The 19,840-nt window shown below is 61.3% G+C and carries 16 protein-coding genes; 12 read left to right on the top strand and 4 right to left on the bottom strand.

Translation table 11 applies throughout. From position 1 onward, the window contains the following. Positions 1-247: 247 nt before the first annotated feature. Positions 248-1,543 carry a citrate synthase gene (locus tag JNL55_RS35650; RefSeq protein WP_293866285.1) on the top strand — a complete coding sequence of 432 codons (1,296 nt, stop codon included), beginning with the start codon at positions 248-250 and terminating at the stop codon, positions 1,541-1,543. A 25-nt stretch (positions 1,544-1,568) separates the two neighbouring features. On the opposite strand, the gene JNL55_RS35645 is transcribed toward JNL55_RS35650, so the two are convergent. Together JNL55_RS35645 and JNL55_RS35640 are read right to left on the bottom strand one after the other, a co-directional pair. Then, a complete protein-coding gene (locus JNL55_RS35645; protein ID WP_293866282.1) occupies positions 1,569-2,192 on the bottom strand; it encodes a hypothetical protein in 624 nt (207 codons plus the stop codon). Between the two features lie 28 nt (positions 2,193-2,220). Then, positions 2,221-4,707 (bottom strand): penicillin-binding protein 1A, encoded by a 2,487-nt coding sequence (locus JNL55_RS35640; protein ID WP_293866279.1) that lies wholly within the window; start codon positions 4,705-4,707, stop codon positions 2,221-2,223. Between the two features lie 474 nt (positions 4,708-5,181). On the opposite strand from JNL55_RS35640, the gene JNL55_RS35635 reads away from it, so the two are divergent. The 9 genes from JNL55_RS35635 (at position 5,182) to hemE (ending at position 14,301) form a co-directional block, all read left to right on the top strand. Further along, entirely contained in the window at positions 5,182-6,243 is a 1,062-nt protein-coding gene (locus JNL55_RS35635; protein ID WP_293866276.1) for a pilus assembly protein PilM, read from the top strand. Next, a complete protein-coding gene (locus JNL55_RS35630) occupies positions 6,243-6,830 on the top strand; it encodes a PilN domain-containing protein (protein WP_293866273.1) in 588 nt (195 codons plus the stop codon). Before JNL55_RS35635 ends, JNL55_RS35630 begins: the two co-directional genes overlap by 1 nt. Further along, complete coding sequence (locus JNL55_RS35625) at positions 6,827-7,477, top strand: type 4a pilus biogenesis protein PilO (RefSeq protein ID WP_293866270.1); 651 nt, start codon at positions 6,827-6,829, stop codon at positions 7,475-7,477. The genes JNL55_RS35630 and JNL55_RS35625 overlap by 4 nt, the downstream gene beginning before the upstream one ends. 37 nt (positions 7,478-7,514) lie before the next feature. Continuing rightward, a complete protein-coding gene (locus JNL55_RS35620) occupies positions 7,515-8,036 on the top strand; it encodes a pilus assembly protein PilP (RefSeq protein ID WP_293866267.1) in 522 nt (173 codons plus the stop codon). A 20-nt stretch (positions 8,037-8,056) separates the two neighbouring features. Then, positions 8,057-10,279 (top strand): type IV pilus secretin PilQ, encoded by a 2,223-nt coding sequence (gene pilQ, locus JNL55_RS35615; protein ID WP_293866264.1) that lies wholly within the window; start codon positions 8,057-8,059, stop codon positions 10,277-10,279. A 96-nt stretch (positions 10,280-10,375) separates the two neighbouring features. Continuing rightward, complete coding sequence (gene aroK, locus JNL55_RS35610; protein ID WP_293866261.1) at positions 10,376-10,924, top strand: shikimate kinase AroK; 549 nt, start codon at positions 10,376-10,378, stop codon at positions 10,922-10,924. Beyond that, positions 10,921-12,021 (top strand): 3-dehydroquinate synthase, encoded by a 1,101-nt coding sequence (aroB, locus tag JNL55_RS35605; protein ID WP_293866258.1) that lies wholly within the window; start codon positions 10,921-10,923, stop codon positions 12,019-12,021. The genes aroK and aroB overlap by 4 nt, the downstream gene beginning before the upstream one ends. Next, complete coding sequence (locus tag JNL55_RS35600; RefSeq protein WP_293866255.1) at positions 12,018-13,181, top strand: deoxyguanosinetriphosphate triphosphohydrolase; 1,164 nt, start codon at positions 12,018-12,020, stop codon at positions 13,179-13,181. Before aroB ends, JNL55_RS35600 begins: the two co-directional genes overlap by 4 nt. A gap of 40 nt (positions 13,182-13,221) precedes the next feature. After that, the gene (hemE, locus tag JNL55_RS35595) at positions 13,222-14,301 is read left to right on the top strand and encodes a uroporphyrinogen decarboxylase (RefSeq protein WP_293866252.1); all 1,080 of its coding nucleotides are present in this window, start codon (positions 13,222-13,224) and stop codon (positions 14,299-14,301) included. 16 nt (positions 14,302-14,317) lie between these two features. Here the strand turns inward: hemE and JNL55_RS35590 are convergent, their stop codons facing one another. After that, entirely contained in the window at positions 14,318-16,009 is a 1,692-nt protein-coding gene (locus JNL55_RS35590; RefSeq protein ID WP_293866249.1) for an AMP-binding protein, read from the bottom strand. After that, complete coding sequence (locus JNL55_RS35585; protein ID WP_415923232.1) at positions 16,006-16,713, bottom strand: arylesterase; 708 nt, start codon at positions 16,711-16,713, stop codon at positions 16,006-16,008. Before JNL55_RS35585 ends, JNL55_RS35590 begins: the two co-directional genes overlap by 4 nt. Positions 16,714-16,771: 58 nt before the next feature. Here JNL55_RS35585 and JNL55_RS35580 point away from each other — a divergent pair, with 58 nt between their 5' ends. Continuing rightward, complete coding sequence (locus tag JNL55_RS35580) at positions 16,772-17,443, top strand: ABC transporter ATP-binding protein (protein WP_322111073.1); 672 nt, start codon at positions 16,772-16,774, stop codon at positions 17,441-17,443. Next, positions 17,440-19,840: ABC transporter permease (locus tag JNL55_RS35575; RefSeq protein WP_293866240.1), on the top strand; the 2,401-nt coding region annotated here is incomplete at its 3' end. The genes JNL55_RS35580 and JNL55_RS35575, both read left to right, overlap by 4 nt.

The following is a 19,840-nucleotide window of genomic DNA, read 5'->3' as shown; positions in this document are numbered from 1 at the left end:
CCGCTATAGCGTCATGGCTGTCCCACTGCACATTCCTAATGTCCGGGGGCGGTCTTCGTGCTTGATTCGCTAGCGACGACGTGTAAGTCTGCGCCTCCGATTTTTGCGCTTGCAAAAAGCCGCCACGAGCGTTGCCTAGGATGGGCGCGATCGTTCCCCTGGGCTTGGCCAGATGCTCCTCACCGAAGCGCCCGGTCAGGCTCCCCTGTGGCATCTATCTCGCGGAATTAGCTCCCAGGTTACTGTTATGGCCGAAAAGAAGTTTGAACTCACCAACCTGGCGAACGGCAAGAAGTCGCTCGCTGAAGTGAAGAGCGGCACGCTCGGGCCCGATGTGCTCAACATCGGCAGCCTCGCCAAGGACCACGGCGTATTTACCTTCGATCCGGGCTTCATGGCCACGGCCGCCTGCGAAAGTAAAATTACTTTCATCGATGGTGACGAAGGCGTGTTGCTGTATCGAGGTTTTCCCATCGAGCAGTTGGCCGAGAAGAGCAACTTCCTGGAAGTCTCGTATTTGCTGATCAACGGCGAACTGCCGACCACCGAGCAGCTGAATGAATTCTCGCAAGCCATTCAGTACCACACGATGATCAACGAATCGCTGCTGCGATTCTTCAACGGTTTCCAATACAACGCCCATCCGATGGCGATGCTGTCGGGCGTGGTGGCCTCGATGGCGGCCTTCTATCACGACTCGATGGACATCAATAATCCGCGCCATCGCGAGATCTTTGCCCATCGCATCATCGCCAAGATTCCGACGATCGCCGCGGCCGCGTACAAGCACGCGCTCGGCCAGCCTTTCATGTATCCGCGCAACGATCTGGATTACTGCGCGAACCTGCTGCACATGTTCTTCGCTGTGCCTTGCGAGCAGTACAACGTCGATCCGGTGCAGGCGCAGGCGCTCGATCTGTTGTTCATCCTGCATGCCGATCACGAGCAGAACGCGAGCACCTCGACCGTGCGTCTCGCCGGCAGCACCGGCACCAATCCATACGCAGCGATTTCTTCGGGCATCTCGGCGTTGTGGGGCCCGGCGCACGGCGGCGCGAACGAAGCAGTGTTGGCGATGCTCGAGCAGATCGGCACCGTCGACAACGTGCCGAAGTTCCTGGCCAAGGCCAAGGACAAGAACGACAACTTCAAGCTGATGGGCTTCGGCCATCGCGTCTACAAGAACTTCGATCCGCGCGCGACCATCATCCGCGCCATGGCGCACAAGGTGCTGGCGAAGCTGGGCAAGTCCGACAACCCGCTGTTCGAGCTGGCACTGAAGCTGGAAGAAATCGCGTTGAAGGACGAGTACTTCGTCGAGCGCAAGCTGTACCCGAACGTTGATTTCTACTCGGGCATCATTTACAGCGCTATCGGTATTCCGCAGTCGATGTTCACGGTGATGTTCGCGATTGCACGCACCGTCGGTTGGGTGGCGCATTGGCAGGAAATGATTGCCGATCCGGCCATGAAGATCAGCCGCCCACGCCAGCTGTACACCGGCTCGGCCAAGCGCGAATACGTCGAAATCGAAAAGCGTTAAGCGCTCTGCAGGCGAACAGCGGGTTTCAATACTCGCTGTTCGTCTCTGCCAGCAGCGACTTCAACTCCGCCGTATCTGCGCGGCGCATCGGCCGGCCATCCACCGGACTGGCCGGCGACTGACGAATGCCGTCGATGGGAAACACCACGGCATCGATCTCGCGATCGCCCGCCACGAATTGCACCACTGGATACGAGACCAAACGATTCGGCTCGTAACGCAGCCGGCGTTCGGCCACGTGATGCGGAATGTTGTTGTCCACCAAGTGCAGCGTGACTCGTTCCGGGCTATCGGCGAACAAATGCAGATTCACTTCGGAGTGCGCCGAGGCGGTGCCGCTGAGCACCGGACCGACCAGGCGCGGCTGAAAGCTATCCAGCAGCTTCATGGCCTGCAGCGCCGTGCGTCGTAACGCGCTCAGCGCCGTCGAATGTTTGTCGCCGTCGAACAAGCGATGATGAGCCGCCAGCGCCGCCTCGATCTCGGTGTTCTTGGGTAACACCGCGATGTCGGTCGCGCCGAGCCGCTCGGCGGCCTTGCGCTTGGCCAGGCCGTAATCGTCGATGCCCTGTTCGGACATGATCCGCGCCGCTTCCTGCGCCAAAGCCATGCGCAACTGTTCTGCGCGTGGATTGCTTCTTTTGCTCATCTTCGTTCCCGTAAACAACACCCGGCAATCAGAACAGAGAGTCGTCGCCTTCCTTGTGCTCTCCGTCAGCATCGCTGGTGGGCAGCGCCGAGTCGACTTCGGCCTGCGGCGGCAAATGACCCGCCATGAAGGTTTCGAAGATCGCGCTCGGATCGCCCGGCCGCGCCGCCAAGCCCGTGTCCGCTGAGATTCGCATCGATACCAAACCCGGCGGCGGCGCTCGGCGCTGCTCCGGTACTCCTTTCAACGCTTCGGCCATGAAGTAGATCCACATCGGCAAAGCGGTGCGGCTGCCTTCTTCGCCCGGCCCGAGCGAGCGTTCCTGATCGAAGCCCACCCAGGCGGTGCCGACCAGCGAGTTGTTGAAGCCGCAGAACCAAGCGTCGCGTCGATCGTTGGTGGTGCCGGTCTTGCCAGCCAGATCGCCACGCTTCAATTGCAGAGCGCGCACTGCCGTGCCGCGCTTGATGACGTCGCCCATCATGTCGGTGATCAAATAATCGTTCTGCGGCGACAGTACCTGCGGAGCCAGGGACTTCTCTTGCAGATAAGTGCGGCCGCCCCAGCGGGTCTCGTCGTTGGCGTCGGTGCGAATCGGTGCGTCCAACAGATTGGTCGCGTTCGCGACGCCGCTGCCTTCACCGGTGGTGGGCTGAATGCAATCGACACAGGCGAACTTCGGATCCGCTTCGTATTCGACCTTGCCGGTTGCGGCGACGATGCGCTGAACGAAGTAAGGATCGACGCGGTAGCCGCCGTTGGCGAACACCGAGTACGCACTCGCCATTTCCAAAGGCGACACCTGCGCCGTGCCCAGTGCCAGCGACAGATTGCGCGGCAAGCTGTTCTCCGGGAAGCCGAAGCGCTCGATGAACTGAGTCGCGTAGGCTGGACCCAACGAGTTCATCACCCGAATCGATACCAGATTGCGCGAGCGAACCAGTGCTTCACGCAAGCGCATCGGCCCGCGGAATTCGCGAGTGTTGTTCTGCGGACGCCAGCTGCCTTCCAAGGTCGGATCTTCGATCACCAACGGCGCATCGTTGACGATGCTGGCTGGCGTGAAGCCTTGATCCAGCGCCGCCGAATACAGGAAGGGTTTGAACGACGAACCCGGCTGACGCTTGGCTTGCACGGCGCGGTTGTAGTTGCTGGCGAAGTAATCGAAGCCGCCTGTGAGTGCGGCGATGGCACCGTCTTGCGGATCGACTGCGACGAAGGCGCCCTGCGCTTCCGGTACCTGCACCATGCGCCAGTTGCCCGACACTTCCTGCGCGATGTAGATGACATCGCCGACGGCGATCACGTCGGCCGTGCGTTGCAGTTGCGGGCCGACGCTGCCATCAGGCAACGGATTGCGCGCCCAGCTGATTCCCGTCCATCCCAAGTTGATACGGCCGACGTTGCGCGAGTAAGCGACAGCGCTCTTTTCTTCCGTCGCGATCACGACGGCCGGCTCCAATCCGCCGCGCACCGCGTAGTCTTCGAGCGCTTGCGACCATTCTTTCTCACGTGCACCGGACGGCAGCGACACGCGACCAGCCGGTCCGCGATAACCATGCCGTTGATCGTATTCGAGCAATGCGCCGCGCAGAGCTTTCACGGCCGCGCGTTGCAAACGGCTATCCACCGTCGTGATGACTTCGTAGCCAGCGGTGTAAGCGTCGGCACCGATCCGATTGAACAAATCGGCTCGCACCATCTCGGCGATGTACGGCGCTTCGACTTCCACGGCTGGACCGTGCAATTTGGATTCGACCGGCGCTTTCAGTGCCGTCTCGTACTCCGCCTGCGTGATGTACTCCTTCTCGCGCATACGACGTAGCACATAGGAACGCCGTTGGCGGGCGAGCTCAGCATTTGCCACCGGATTATCTCGCGATGGCAAACGGAACGTGCCAGCGATGACCGCGATCTCGGGCAGGTTCAGCTGATCGACGGTCTTGCCGTAGTAAACCTCCGCCGCGGCTCCGATGCCGTACGCGCGCTGACCGAGAAACATCTTGTTCAGGTACAGCGCCAGAATTTCTTGTTTGGTGAGCTCTTGCTCGATGCGCAGCGTGGTGAAGATTTCCACCATCTTGCGCCGATAGCTCTTCTCCGGGCTCAGGAACACGCCGCGCGCCAGCTGCATGGTGATGGTGCTGCCACCCTCAGCCTTGTTGCCGGAAAGCAGGTGTCGAAGCACCGCGCGCGCCAGACCCGGGTAGTCGACGCCGCCGTGCTGGAAGAACCGGTCGTCCTCCGCCGCCAGCACCGCGTTGATCATCTGGCCGGGGATGGCTTCGAAGGACAGCGGGATACGGCGCTGCTCGCCGAACTGGGCGATCAAACGGCCGTCGCGGCTGAACACCCGCAGCGGCACCTGTAGCCGGATGTCTTTGATGGCACTGACATCGGGCAGGCCAGGGCGCAGGTATTGGTAGGCACCGAGCAGTCCGAGGACTGCGGCGCCGGCCATTCCGAGCACTGCTGCCAGGATCAGTCGAAACGGGGAACGAAGATAACGTCGCATGGCAACTAAAAATCCTAAGTCCTTGCTTTGCCAGTTGCTATATCAAAAGCCGCTAGGCAATATTAGTCGTGTTACATAACCCAATGGTACCGACCGCGCGCTGCGGCAGCATGCAGGTCTGAGCTGAAGATCGTTGCACACACTCCTCAGGTTTCACACCGAGGCGCAGCATCGTGAAATCGCAAATGGGCGTCAGGGAGATCGGCAACGAACCACTGTGGGCGGTTTTGACGGACTGGACGGCGCGTCGCTTCCAGGCGATAAGGCTCTGATCCGCCTCGGCTGGCACCGGATGAACGCAGTCGAGAGGTGCTTACAACTGCAAAAACAGCACTTTGCTGCGGGAATACCGCGATGGTATTTCGTGAGGCTCCTCACATTCAACTTAAGTCACGGCTGTATATAGTTGCCACCCGTGTTTCGCGTCCGATCTCCGATCGTCACCTAAGTGTCTGATCAAGAAAGGTAATAAGCGTGCTTTTAACCGCAAAATCCCGGCCCATCCTGGGCTTGGATATCACTACCTCCTCGGTCAAGCTCATTGAATTGAGCATGAGCGGCGGTCAATACCGCGTGGAATCCTATGCGGCGGAAGCCACACCCCCGAACTCCATCAATGAAAAAGCCATCGTCGACGCCAATGCCGTGGGCGAGGCCATCAAGCGCGCTGTAAAACGTTCAGGCGCGCGCGCCAAGGAAGCTGCGGTGGCGATCAGCGGCGATGCCGCGATCACCAAAGTCATTCAGATGCCGCGCACCTTGGGTGAGAACGAGCTGGAAGGCCAGGTGGAAATGCAGGCCGACCAGTACATCCCCTTCCCCATGGAAGAGGTCAGTTTCGATTTCGAAGTCATCGGACCTTCCGAGAAGGATCCGGACATGCTGGATGTGCTGCTGGTCGCAACCCGCTCCGAGAACGTCGAGCAGCGCGTTGCCGCTTGTGCCGCCGCCGGCCTCACCGCCAAGATCGTGGATGTCGAAGCGTTTGCGCTCGAGAATGCCTGCCGACTGTTGACCCACCAGATGCCCGATGGCGGCCTGGGCCGCGTGATCGCGGTGGTCGACTTCGGCGCCAGCTCCACCACGTTCAGCGTGCTGCGCGATCTGAAGGTCATTTACACGCGCGACTTCGCGTTCGGCGGTCAGCAGTTGACAGAAGAAGTCATGCGCACTTACGGCCTGAGCATGGAAGAGGCTGGCCGCGCCAAGAAAGAAGGCGGTCTGCCCGGCAATTACGAGACTGAAGTGCTCGGTCCTTTCATCGACGATATGTGCCAACAGGTGAGCCGCTCGCTGCAGTTCTTCCTGGCTTCGGGCGCCGGTCGCGAACAGCCTGAACAGATTCTGATCTGTGGCGGTTGTGCCAACATTCCGGGCGCCGCGGAAATGATCCAAAGTCGCGTCGGCATCGAATCTCAGCGAGGCGATCCTTTGGGTCAGATGAAGGTGAGCCAGAAAGCCAAGGCGCAGGCGGTGAAGAAAGATGCGACCGCATTATTGACAGCTTGCGGGCTCGCGTTACGGAGCTTCGACTGATGCCAAGAATCAATCTATTGCCCTGGCGCGAAGCGGAACGCAAACGCATCCGGCAGGAATTCGGCGTCGGCGCCGTGGCCGCTTTGATTTTCGCGGCGCTGGTGTATTTCGCCATCAAGTGGCAGATGCAGTCGGCGATCGACGAGCAAATGGCGCGTAATCAATTCCTCACCCAGCAGATCTCGGAACTCGACAAGCAGATTGCCGAAATCCTGGATCTGGAAGAGCAGAAGAAGCGCTTGCAGGCCCGCATCACCGTGATCGAACAGCTCGAATTGAGCCGGCCGGAGATCGTGCACGTGTTCGACCAGATCGTGCGCACCACGCCGGACGGCATCTATCTCACCTCGGTCAAACAGACCGATCGCAAGATCGAGCTGAAGGGTGTCGCGCAGTCCAGCACGCGAGTGGCCTCTTACATGCGTAACATCGACAGCTCCGAGTGGTTGAAAGACCCGGCGCTGCAAATCCTCGAGACCAAGAGTACCAACGACTCGGGCGCGCAGTTCACGCTGAACGCCACCCAAGAGAATCCGCAACTGGCAGCTGCGCCGGACGGCGCCGGTAATGCCGGAGGTGCGCCGTGACGTTCGTCGAACAACTTCGCGACCTGGATCCGAACGATCCGAGCCGCTGGCCGCTGCCCTACCGGCTCGGCGCCATCGCTTTGATCTTCGTGTTCGCGGCCAGCTTGATGGGCTATTTCATGGCCTGGAAATCCCAGAAGCCGGAGCTGGACTCGGCGCGTGACCAGGAAACACAGCTGTTACAGACCTTGGAGCAGAAGGCGCGCAAGGCCGCCAACCTGGACGCTTATAAGGCGCAGCTGGCCGAGATGGAGCAGTCCTTCGGCGCGATGTTGCGCAAGCTGCCCAACAAGACCGAAGTGCCCAACCTGCTGACCGATATCTCGCAGCAGGGCGCCGGCGCCGGTTTGGACCAGCAGTTGTTCCAGCCCGAAGCGCAGGTCAACAAGGACTTCTATGCCGAGCTGCCGATCAAGATGCGGCTCACCGGCAGTTTCCATTCGATCGGTGCTTTCGTCAGCGGCATCGCTGCCCTGCCCCGGATCGTGACCTTGCACGACGTGCAGATCACGCCGGTCAAGGAAGGCGCGGCCAACAACGATCAGCTGCAATTGAACGTCACCGCCAAGACCTATCGTTATCTAGACGACGAGGAACAGGCTGCCCAACAACCGCAACAGACGGGCCGCCCGCCCAATGCCCGGTAACGCGGCGCCTACTGGACCAAGGCACGAGCAGTCACCTATGACGGTACACAGCTTTCAACTTCGGACCCTCGCGATCGGCGCGCTCGCCGTGCTGTCGCTGAGCGGCTGTTCCAGCGAGATGGACAAGCTGGAGGCGCAGGTCGCCGAGATCAAGAGTCGGCCCGGCGAACGCATCGAGCCGTTGCCGCAGATCAAGGCTTACGAGAGTTTCATTTACAACGCATCCAGCATGCGCTCGCCGTTCGTACCGAGCGCGCCGGCGCGTAACGATGTGGCTAGCGCCGTGCGTCCCGACATCAAGCGCTCGCGCGAATTCTTAGAACAGTTCCCGCTCGATACCATGCAGATGGTCGGAACCCTGCAGCTGCAGGGCAGTAACTACGGGCTGGTCCAGGGCAAGGACGGCTTGGTTCACAGGGTGCTGCCGGGCGCGTTCATGGGCCAGAACGATGGCCGCGTCGTCAGTATCACGCCCACGCGTATTTCCATCATCGAGATCGTACCGGACGGTCTCGGCGGCTATATCGAGCGGCCAGCGGCGCTGGCGCTGAACGAATGATTCTCAGGGAGACACACAGAATGTTGTTCTCAAGCGTGCAACGGTCTGCCGTTGGACTGGTCCTGACGCTGGCCACCTTGGCCGGGTTCGGGAGCCAGGCACTGGCGCAGTCCACCAATCGGCTGGAAAGTATCCAGGCGCAGTCAACGGCCGGTGACAAGGTCGAGCTGACCTTGCGTCTCGCCGAGAACGCGCCGACGCCGCTGACCTTCACGGTCGACAATCCGGCGCGCATCGCGCTCGACCTGCCCGCCACCTCGGTCGCTATGACTTCGCGTCGTGTCGACGTGAAGCAAGGCGTGCTCGACACCGTCAACGTCGCCGAAGCGAACGGCCGCACTCGCGTCGTTCTCAACGTCGACACACTGGTGCCGTACGAAACCCGCGTCGAAGGCAATACCATCATCGTGTCGCTGGCCGCTGCCGGCACCGGTCGCTCGCTGCAATCCAGCGCCGCACCGGGCGGTCTGGCTGCAGCCACTCAGCGCGCGCCCTCCGCTGCCACCGTCTCCGGCGTTCGCAGCGTCAACAACATCGACTTCCGCCGCAGCGGCGACGGCGCGGCTCGCGTCATCGTCGAGCTGACCGACTCCAAAGTGCCGGCCGATCTGCGTCAGGAAGGCGGCAAGATCGTGGTGAACTTCGCCAAGACCGCGATTCCCGAAAATCTGTTGCAGCGTCTGGATGTGGTTGACTTCGCCACGCCGGTGAGCACGGTCGACGCGCTCCGCGTCGGCGACGGCACGCGCATCGTGATCGCCGCTTCCGGCGACTACGAACAGCTCGCCTATCAGTCCGACAACATCTACACCATCGAAGTGAAGCCAGTGGTGAAGTTGCCGCCGGAACTGCGCGAGAAGAAGGAATACGCCGGCGAACGCTTGACTCTGAACTTCCAGGACATCGACACACGCGCCGTGTTGCAGCTGTTGGCGGACACCAGCGGCCAGAACATGGTTATCAGCGATTCGGTGGCCGGCAACGTGACCTTGCGCTTGCAGAACGTGCCGTGGGATCAGGCGCTCGACGTGGTGATGCGTACCAAGGGCCTGGACTCGCGTCAGGAAGGCAACGTCATCTTCATCGCGCCGGCCAATGAAATTGCCGCCCGCGAAAAAGAACTGCTGACCGCGCGTAAGGAAGCTCAGGAACTCTCGCCGCTGCGTACCGAGTACCTGCAGGTGAACTACGCCAAGGCCGCGGATCTGGCCGCGCTGATCAAGTCTGGCGCCGGCTCGCTGATTTCCGAGCGCGGCAGCGTCGCCATCGACGAACGCACCAACACGCTGCTGTTGCAGGACACCTCCGAGCGTCTGGCGGACATTCGCCGCCTGGTCTCGACGCTGGATATTCCGGTCAAGCAAGTGATGATCGAAGCGCGCATCGTGATCGTGAGCGACGACTACAGCCGCGACCTGGGCGTGCGCTTCGGTGCCAACGTCGCTTTCACCCAAGGCGGTAGCGATGGTCTGGGCTTGCTGGGCGGCGCGCTGAACAGCGAAAACGGTACCACCATCAGCCCGTTCCCTTCGGTGGCGGGCAGCACCGATAACGATGGCGACGGTATCAACGATCCGATCGGCACACCCACCGCCGGTAGTTCCGGTCAGCTCGGCGGCTTCGGGCTGCCTGAGAGCGCGGCCGACCGTTACCTGGTGAACCTGCCTGCCTCCAACCCGGCCGGCCGAATTGCACTGGCACTGCTCGACTCCGACTACCTGGTCGACCTGGAGCTGTCGGCTGCGCAGGCCGAAGGCCGCGGCGAAATCATCTCTTCGCCCCGTCTGATCACGGCCAACCAGCGTGAAGCGACCATCGAGCAGGGCGTGGAAATTCCCTACCAGGAATCGTCGTCCAGCGGTGCTACCACCACCCAGTTCAAGAAGGCCGTGCTGAGCCTGAAGGTGACTCCGCAAATCACTCCGGACAACCGCGTGATTCTGGATCTGACCGTGTCCAAGGACAGCGTCGGCCAGCTGGTTGCCAGCGCCACCGGCGGCTTCGTGCCCAGCATCGACACCCGCGAGATCATCACTCAGGTGCTGGTCAACGACGGCCAGACCGTGGTGCTCGGCGGTATCCTGGAAACCGAGCGTCGCGATGCCGAGAACAAAGTGCCGTACCTGGGCGACATCCCGGTGCTCGGCCGCCTGTTCAAGCAGACCACGACCACGGACAACAAGGACGAGCTGCTGATCTTCGTGACCCCGCGCATCCTGCGCGAAGGTTCGAGCTTGTATTGATCTGTCTGGCAGCGCCGGCCCGGCGTTGCCAAGGACTCGTTACAGAGGCCGCTCCGATCCCGGAGCGGCCTCTTTCGTTTATAGTTCGTGCTTGTCATGACTTCCGAACCGACCTCGCCGCCCCGCGGCCGCAACGTCTACCTGATCGGGCCTATGGGCTCGGGCAAAACCGCCGTGGGCAAGCAGCTGGCGCGCCAGCTACATAGACAGTTTTACGATAGCGACGCCGAAATCGAACACCGGTGCGGCGTCGACATTCCCTATATTTTCGAGAAGGAAGGCGAAGCCGGGTTTCGCGACCGGGAGCGCGAGGCCATCGACGCGCTGACCCAATTGCAGGATGTCATCGTCGCCACCGGCGGCGGCGCGGTGTTGGCGCCGCAGAATCGCGAGTATCTGGCCAACCGCGGCTTTGTCGTTTATTTACAGACCAGCGTCGAACAGCAATTGGAGCGCACCCGCCACGGCCGCCAGCGCCCGCTGCTGTACACCGACGATCCCGAGCGCAAACTGCGTGAGCTGCTGACTTTTCGCGAACCGCTGTACCTGTCGATCGCCACTGTCGTGGTCCCCACCGACGGCCGTCAGGTGCGTGCGGTGGCGGATGAGATCGTGCAGCGTTTGCAGGAGCTGACCCCATCATGAGCCATCAACCGCACGAACGAGTCGACATCGCGCTCGCTGAGCGCAGCTATCCCATTCTGATCGGGCCGCACTTGCTCGAGGACGACGCGCTGCTGAGCGAGCACGTCCACGCACGCAATCTGCTGATCGTCACCAACGAAACCATCGCGCCGTTGTATTTGCGGCCGCTGGAGACGGCGCTCAAACAACGGCGTATCGCGTCGGTGGTGCTGCCGGACGGCGAGCAATACAAAACGCTCGAGACCCTGTCGCTGATTTTCGATGCGCTGATCCATGAGCGCATGAATCGGGACGCGGCGGTGATCGCGCTCGGTGGCGGTGTCATCGGCGACATGGCCGGCTTTGCCGCCGCTTGTTATCAGCGCGGCATCGATTTCATTCAGGTGCCGACCACGTTGTTGGCGCAGGTCGACTCTTCCGTCGGCGGCAAGACTGCGGTGAATCATCCGAGCGCCAAGAACATGATCGGCGCGTTTCACCAGCCTCGCTGCGTGATTGCGGACACGGACACGTTGCATACGTTGCCTGAGCGCGAATATCGGGCGGGCATCGCTGAGATCGTGAAGTACGGTTTGATCTACGATCCGGCGTTCTTCGCCTGGCTCGAAGCCAATGTCGAGCCACTGTTGGGGCGCGTCGATACCGCCGTCATTCATGCCGTGCGCCGCTCTTGTGAGATCAAGGCCGAAGTGGTCGGCGTCGACGAGCGTGAGCACGGCCTGCGCGCCATTCTCAATCTCGGTCATACGTTTGGCCACGCCATCGAAACTGCGTCGGGTTACGGCAATTGGCTGCATGGCGAAGCGGTTGCCGCCGGCATGGTCATGGCGGTGGATCTGTCCGAACGCTTGGGTTGGTTGCCGAGCGAGGACAAAGCTCGCGCCATCGACCTGCTACGCAGATTCAATTTGCCGGTCGAGCCGCCGCGCATCGGTGCCGAGCGCGCCCGCGAGCTGATGGGGCTCGACAAGAAAGTGCTCGATGGCAAGTTACGCCTGGTGTTGTTACGCAGCCTGGGCAAAGCTGACGTGGTCGGCGACTATTCGGGCGAAGCGTTCGCCGCCACGATGCGGACGCACTTCGACACCGTCGCATGAGCACCGTGCCGTCGCCTCTAGCGCCTTACGCCTCCTGCGATACACGCAGCAAGGGTCGTCAGTACGCGGAGGACGGGCCGCGTTATCGCAGCGAGTATCAACGCGACCGCGATCGGATCGTGCATTCGACTGCGTTTCGACGCCTGGTCTACAAGACTCAGGTGTTCGTCAATCATGAAGGCGATTTGTTTCGGACGCGGCTGACCCATTCCATCGAGGTCGCCCAGATCGCTCGCACCATCGCGCGCGCCTTGCGTCTCAACGAGACGCTCTGCGAAGCGATTTGTCTGGCGCATGATTTGGGCCACACGCCGTTCGGCCATGCCGGGCAGGATGCACTGAATGCCTGCATGCGTGACTACGGCGGGTTCGAACACAACTTACAGTCGCTGCGAGTGGTCGACGAGTTGGAAGAACGCTACGCGGCGTTCCCCGGCCTGAACCTCACTTTCGAAACGCGCGAAGGCATTCTGAAGCACTGCTCTTTGAACAATGCCCGGAAGCTCGGCGAACTCGGCGAGCGCTTCATCCAACGCCGCCAGCCGACGCTGGAAGCACAGATCGCCAACTTGGCCGATGAGATTGCTTATAACAATCACGACCTGGACGACGGCCTGCGCGCCGGACTCATCACCATCGACGAATTGAAACAGCTCGCTATTTTCAAGCGGCAGTATGACGTCGTCACCGCGACGTATCCGGCGCTCAACGGCCGGCGACTCACTCACGAAATCATTCGCCGCATGATCGCGTTCGTGGTGACGGACTTGATCGAAACCACCGCCGCACAGTTGCAAGCCGCTTCACCCGCCGATGTGGAAGCCGTGCGCAGCGCGCCTGCTCCGCTAGTGAAGTTCAGCGAGCCCGTCCAGGCCGAACACAAGGAGCTCAAGCGCTACCTGCTCGAGCACGTGTACCGCCACTATCGCGTCTTGCGCATGACCAACAAGGCGGACGCTGTGGTCAGCAGCCTGTTCCAGACCTTCTTCTCCCGGCCCGAACTGCTGCCCACCGAACATCAGCAGATCGTCACTCAGATGGAAGCTAGTGCCGGCGACATCGGCCGCGCTCGCGCCGTCGCCGACTACATCGCCGGCATGACCGACCGCTACGCCATCGTCGAACACGAACGCATCTTCGATCCTGCCAAGCGCAGCTGAGGTGCGCTGGCGCGAGGTGCAGCTGGTAAAGTGCCGGCCCATGAGTACTGCGAACCGCCCTGCCCTGACCAACGACCTGTTTCTTCGCGCCCTGCTGCGCCAGAAGGTGGATAGAACACCGGTGTGGATGATGCGTCAGGCCGGGCGTTATCTGCCGGAGTACCGCGCTACCCGTGAGAAGGCGGGCAGTTTCCTGAAGCTTTGCATGAATCCGGAGTTGGCGTGCGAAGTGACCTTGCAGCCGCTGGCCCGTTACCCGCTGGATGCAGCGATTCTGTTCTCGGACATCCTGACCATTCCGCACGCGCTTGGCTTGGGCCTGCAGTTTGAAACCGGCGAAGGGCCGAAGATCGAGCGGCCGGTGCGTTCACTGGCGGACGTGACCAAGCTCGGCGTTCCCGATCCGCACACCGAACTGAAGTACGTCATCGACGCTGTCAGTCTGATCCGGCGTGAGTTGAAGGGCCGTGTGCCGTTGATTGGGTTTGCCGGCAGTCCCTGGACTGTGGGCACGTACGCAGTCGAGGGCGGCAGTTCTCGCGAGTTCTCGAAAATCAAAACCATGATGTACAACGAACCCGCGACCTTGCGGGCGTTGTTACAACTGCTGGCCGATTCGACGGTCGTGTATCTGAACGCACAGATCGCCGCCGGAGCGCAGGCGGTGATGATTTTCGATACCTGGGGTGGCGTGCTCACGCCGGCGCAGTATCGCGAGTTCTCTTTGCACTACATGCAATACATCGTCGATGGCCTCACGCGTGAAGCGGAGGGTCGACGAGTGCCGGTGATTTTATTCACCAAAGGCGCGGGCGATCGGCTCGCCCTCATGGCGCAAACGGGCTGCGATGCATTGGGCGTCGACTGGACCACCGACCTGGCCGAAGCGCGCCGGTTGGTGAGCGACACAGTGGCGTTGCAGGGAAACTTGGATCCGAACTGTTTATATGCAGCGCCCGAACGCATTCGAGAAGAAGTGGCGCGGGTGTTGGCGAGTTACGGGCAAGGCCATGGCCATGTGTTCAATCTGGGCCACGGCATTCATCCAGCGGTGCCGCCCGAGCACGCCGGCGCGATGATCGCCGCCGTGCACGAGCTGAGCCCGCAATATCACGTATAGCTCTGACCCAGCGGCGCTAGTGGCTGCTGGGCTTGGCCTTCAGCTCATCGCGTAGCTCGCGACGCAGAATCTTGCCCACGTTGGTCTTGGGCAGCTCATTCCTGAAATAAACATGCCGGGGCACTTTGTAGCCGGTGAGTTGTTCGCGTGAGAAATCGATCAGTTGCTGTTCGGTGAGCGACGGATCTTTCTTCACGATGAACAGGGCGACCACTTCGCCGGACTTTTCATCCGCCTGCGCCACCGCGGCGACTTCCAACACGCCGGGATGAGCAGCGATCACGCTCTCGATCTCGTTGGGATACACGTTGAAGCCCGACACCAGAATCATGTCCTTCTTGCGATCCTCGATGAACACATAGCCTTTGGCATCGAGCCGGCCGATGTCGCCGGTGCGCAGCCAATCGCCCAACATCACTTTCGCAGTCTCGTCCGGGCGATTCCAATAGCCGCGCATCACCTGCGGCCCGCGAATACAAATCTCGCCGACCTTGTCGATGCCCAGGTCATTGCCGTCGTCGTCGCGAATACTGATTTCGGTCGACGGAATCGGCAGGCCGATGGAATTATTGAAATCCTCGCCGAACGGATTGATACACGCCGCCGGCGACGTTTCGGTGAGACCCCAAGCTTGAGTGAGCACATTGCCCGTCACGCTTTTCCAATGCTCGGCGACCGAGCGTTGCACGGCCATGCCGCCGCCCAACGTGATACGCAGCCGGCTGAAGTCGATGTCTGCAAAGCCGGGCGTGTTGAGCAGCGCATTGAACAGCGTGTTCACGCCGCTGATGTAAGTGAACCGATATTTCTTCAGCTCCCCGACAAAGGCCGGGAAATCGCGGGGATTCACGATCAGCACGCTGTGCGCGCCGAGCTTCACGAACACCACCCAATTCCCGGTGAGCGCAAAGATGTGATACAGCGGCAAGGCCGTGATGATGGTGTCCTGCTCATCGCTGCTGGACGCCGTGCCGATCCACGACCCGGCCTGCAGCACGTTGGCGATGATGTTCCGCTGCGTCAGCATCGCGCCTTTGGCGACGCCGGTGGTACCGCCGGTGTATTGCAGGAACGCGATGTCTTCATGGTCGAGCGACACCGGCGTGAATGTTTCATAGTGACCTCGCTGCAGCGCCTTGTTGAAAGGCACGGCATTGGGCAGGTCATAGCTCGGCACCTGCTTGCGGACATAGCGCAGCACCAGGTTGGCCAGGCACGACTTGGGAAAATGCAGCTGATCGCCGACGCCGGTGATGATGACGTGCTCGATCTGAGTCTTGTCGATCACGTGCTCCAGCGTGTGCGCGAAGTTCTCCAGGATGATGATGGCCTTGGCACCGGAGTCGGTGAGCTGATGCTCCAGCTCGCGCGCCGTGTACAGCGGATTGGTGTTGACCACCGTCAAGCCGGCACGCAAGGCGGCGTACAACGCGATCGGATACTGCAACACATTGGGCATCATGATGGCGATGCGGTCGCCCTTCTTGAGCTTGGCGATGCTTTGCAAATAGGCGGCGAAGTCCCGCGACAAGCGCTCGTAGTCGGCGAAGGTGATGGTTCGCCCCATGCTGGTGAACGCCGGCTTCTCAGCGAAACGTTGGCAGGCACCGTCGATGAGCTCGACCGCCGAGCGGTACTGCTCGGGATTGATTTGCTCCGGCACACCGCTGGGATAACTGCGCAACCAGGGCTTGGCGTTGTCGTTCATTGTTTCAAAACCTTCACTAAAGCCGGCCACAGATTGTCCAGCAATTTCGGCTGAGCCGCGGCATTGGGATGAATGCCGTCGGCCTGCATCAAACTATCGTCGAGGGCGACGCCGTCCAGAAAAAAATCCACCCACGGCAGCTGATATTTTTTCGCCAGCTCGCCATACAGCGCATGGAACGAGTCGGCGTACTCAGCACCGTAATTCGGCGGCATGCGTATGCCTACCAGCACCACTTGAGCGTTAGCCGCCCGAGACGTCTCGATCAGGTACTCGAAGTTGCCGCGCACCTGCTTCACCGGCAAGCCGCGCAAGCCATCGTTGCCACCGAGCTCGATCACCACCACCGCCGGCTTGTGTAATTCCAGGGCACGCGGCAGACGGCTGCGCGCACCGCCGGTGGTCTCGCCGCTGATACTGGCATTCACTACGCGGTATCCGTAACCTTGTTTGGCCAGCCGCTGCCCCAGCAAGGCCACCCAGGTGGCGTCCACTTTGACGCCGTAGCCGGCGCTCAAGCTGTCACCGAGCACCAGAATGGTGTTGGGCGCGGTCGCGGCTTGAACCATTCCCGACAGCGTCAGTCCCAGCCCCAGCAAGCTGGCGAGGCTCAAGCTGAAACCAAACGTGACAGCTGTGCGTAAGTTTCCGCTAAGTTTGCGCTGGCAGACTACCGCGACCCGCGCCGCAAGCTCAGTGAGCATCAGCCATGCGGCCTTCACAGATGTGCCCAACGATCCATAGCCAGACCTCGACATGAGCATTGCGCAATCGGTCCTCAGAGCAGAAAAAATCGGCAAGCAGGTTAGCAGCCCGGAGGGAACGCTGACCATCCTGGCGGACGTCGATTTAAACATTCAGCTGGGCGAAACGGTGGCCATCGTCGGTGCCTCGGGGGCCGGCAAATCCACTTTGTTGGCCTTACTTGCCGGATTGGACGAACCGAGCGACGGCCGTATCTGGCTGAACGGTGCCGAGCTCACCGCGTTGGATGAAGACGGGCGCGCCGCGGTGCGCGCTCAGCATGTCGGCTTCGTGTTCCAAAGCTTTCATCTCGTGCCCTCACTGACTGCCATCGAGAACGTGATGTTGCCGCTGGAGCTGGCTGGCAGAACCGGTGCGAGAGAAGCCGCGGCCGAGGTGTTGGCGAAAGTCGGTTTGACGCCGCGTCGCGAGCATTATCCGCGACAACTTTCCGGCGGCGAGCAACAGCGCGTCGCCATTGCCCGTGCGTTCGTTACACGGCCGGCGCTGCTATTTGCCGATGAGCCGACCGGCAATCTGGATTCAGCCACTGGCGAGCGCATCATCGAATTGTTGTTCGAGCTGAATCGCGCGACGCAGACCACGCTTGTCGTCGTCACCCACGACAAAGAGATTGCGCAACGATGTGGGCGCACGATTCGCATCGACGCCGGCAGGGTCGCTGCATGAAAGCACTGAGGCTGGCGCTGCTAGCGTTGGTACGCGACGGCAAGTCCGGCGAGTTGCGAGTGTTGATGCTCGCGCTGCTGGTGGCGGTGTCCGCGTTGACGGCGGTCGGCTTCTTCACCAGTCGCGTCAGTCTCGCCGTCGACCAGCAGGCCGGCGAAGTGTTGGCCGCCGATCTGCGCTTGCAGTCGCGCACGCCGGTGGATCGCGAATATTTCGACATGGCCAAGGAAGCCGACCTGCGAACCGCTGAGTTGTCCAATTTTCCCAGCGTCGTCTTCAAGGGTGAAGACAGTGCACTGACCGCGATTCGCGCTGTGTCGGCAGAGTATCCGCTGCGGGGTCGAGTGAAAGTCGCGGACGTGCCGTTCGGACCGGCGCAGGAAGTTCAAACCATTCCGGGCCTGGGCGAAGCGTGGCTCGAAGCGCGTTTGTTTGCACAGCTCGGCGCCAAGGTCGGCGACAAGATTCGCGTCGGATCGTCCGAACTCACTGCGGCGCGCGTACTCGACTATCGGCCGGATCAAGGTTCGCAGTTCGTCGATCTCGCGCCGACCTTGCTGATGCGCCTCGATGAAGTAGACGCCACCGGTCTTGCTCAGGAAGGCAGTCGTATTTCTCACTTCGCGTTGTTTGCCGGCCAGCCGCAGAGCATCGCGGCGTTCAAGCAGCGCCTGACCGAGATAAAGAAGCCCGGTCAGCGCATCGTCGATCTGGCCGACGCCAGTCCGCAGATTCGATCCGCCATCGATCGCGCCAGCCGCTTCCTCAATCTCGCCGCACTGGTGACCATTCTGCTCGCTGCGATTGCCGTGGCGATCTCGGCGAGACGCTATGTTTCCAGGCATCTCGACACCGTCGCTTTGATGAAGAGCATGGGCGCGCCGCAACGGTTGGTGTTGGCGATCAGCGTGCTCGAGTTGTTGATGATCGGCCTGCTGGCCGGCTTGATCGGCTCGATCATCGGTTACGCCGCGCAAGAAGGCATCGCATATTTGTTGAAGGATTTGGTGCGTGGTGACTTGCCGCGACCGTCGCTGAGCTCGGGCGGGTTGGGCATCGTGACTTCGGTGCTGATCCTGATCGGTTTCGCATTGCCGCCGTTGTTACAGCTGCGCTACGTGCCGCCGGCGCGAGTGCTGCGCCGGAATCTGGAGCCGCCCCCGTTGCGCTATATGACGGTTTACGGAACGGCGTTGGCCGCGTTGATTGCGCTGTTGGCTTGGCTGGTGCGTGACGCCGACCTGCTGTTGTATGTGTTCGGCGGGACGTTCGCTACGTTTGCAGTGTTGATGCTCGCGGGTTGGTTGTTGGTGCGTGGCTTGAACGGCCTGCGCGGCAGTGTTGGTGTTTCTTGGCGCTACGGCATGGCCAACATCGCACGCCGAGGTCGCGACAGCGTCATTCAGATCGTCGCGTTCGGCCTGGGCTTGATGGTGTTGTTGCTGTTGGCAGTGGTTCGCAACGATCTGATGCAGGAGTGGCGCGCCAGCCTGCCGGAGAATGCGCCGAATCATTTCATGATCAATATCCGGCCCGATCAGACCGCCCAGATCAGTCAGTTCTTCGCTGAACATGCCATCACGCCGCCGCAGCTCGTGCCGATGATTCGTGCGCGCTTGATCAAGATCAGCGGCACCACGGCCAACGAGCTCAACATCAAGAACGATCGCGGCCGCGATTTCCTGGATCGCGAAGCCAATCTCACCTGGGCCGAAACCATGCAGGACGACAACAAGTTAGTCGCTGGTGAATGGTGGCAGCCGAACGATGGCGGCGGCCCGCGCGTGTCCGTGGAGATCGAGTTGGCCAAAGCGTTGGGGCTGAAGCTCGGCGACGAGCTCACCTACGATGTGGCGGGCGAGACCATCGTGGCCCGCGTCAGCAGTTTCCGCGAAGTGCAGTGGGATTCGTTCCGCCCCAACTTCTTCATGGTGTTCTCGCCAGGCACGCTGACCGACAGCACTGGCACCTATATCACCAGCGTGCATCTAGCTCGCGAACAGCGGCCGGTGCTGATGGATTTCGTGCGCCAGTTCCCCGAGGTCACCGCCATCGATCTGGAAGCGATCCTCACCCAGGTGCGCGGGGTGATGGATAAGGCATCGCTCGCAGTTCAATACGTTTTCGGCTTCACGTTGCTCGCTGGTATCACGGTGCTGCTGGCGGCGATTCAATCGACTCGTGACGAGCGACGTTACGAGAGCGCGATGTTGCGAACGTTGGGAGCGAGCCGTCGCGTGGTTCTGCAAGGAGTCGCCGCGGAGTTCACGACACTGGGCATTCTGTCGGGCACGCTGGCGGCCATTGGCGCGACCGCCGCCGGATATTTCCTGGCGACGCGGCTGTTCAATCTCGACTACACGTTCGATATCACCGTGTGGGCGGTGGGCTTGTTGG

Origin of the sequence: Steroidobacter sp. (genome assembly GCF_016790065.1) — a bacterium.
Taxonomy (GTDB): Bacteria; Pseudomonadota; Gammaproteobacteria; order Steroidobacterales; family Steroidobacteraceae; genus Steroidobacter.
The sequence above is the reverse complement of the archived record's forward strand: the minus strand, read 5'-3'. Positions and strand labels throughout refer to the sequence as shown.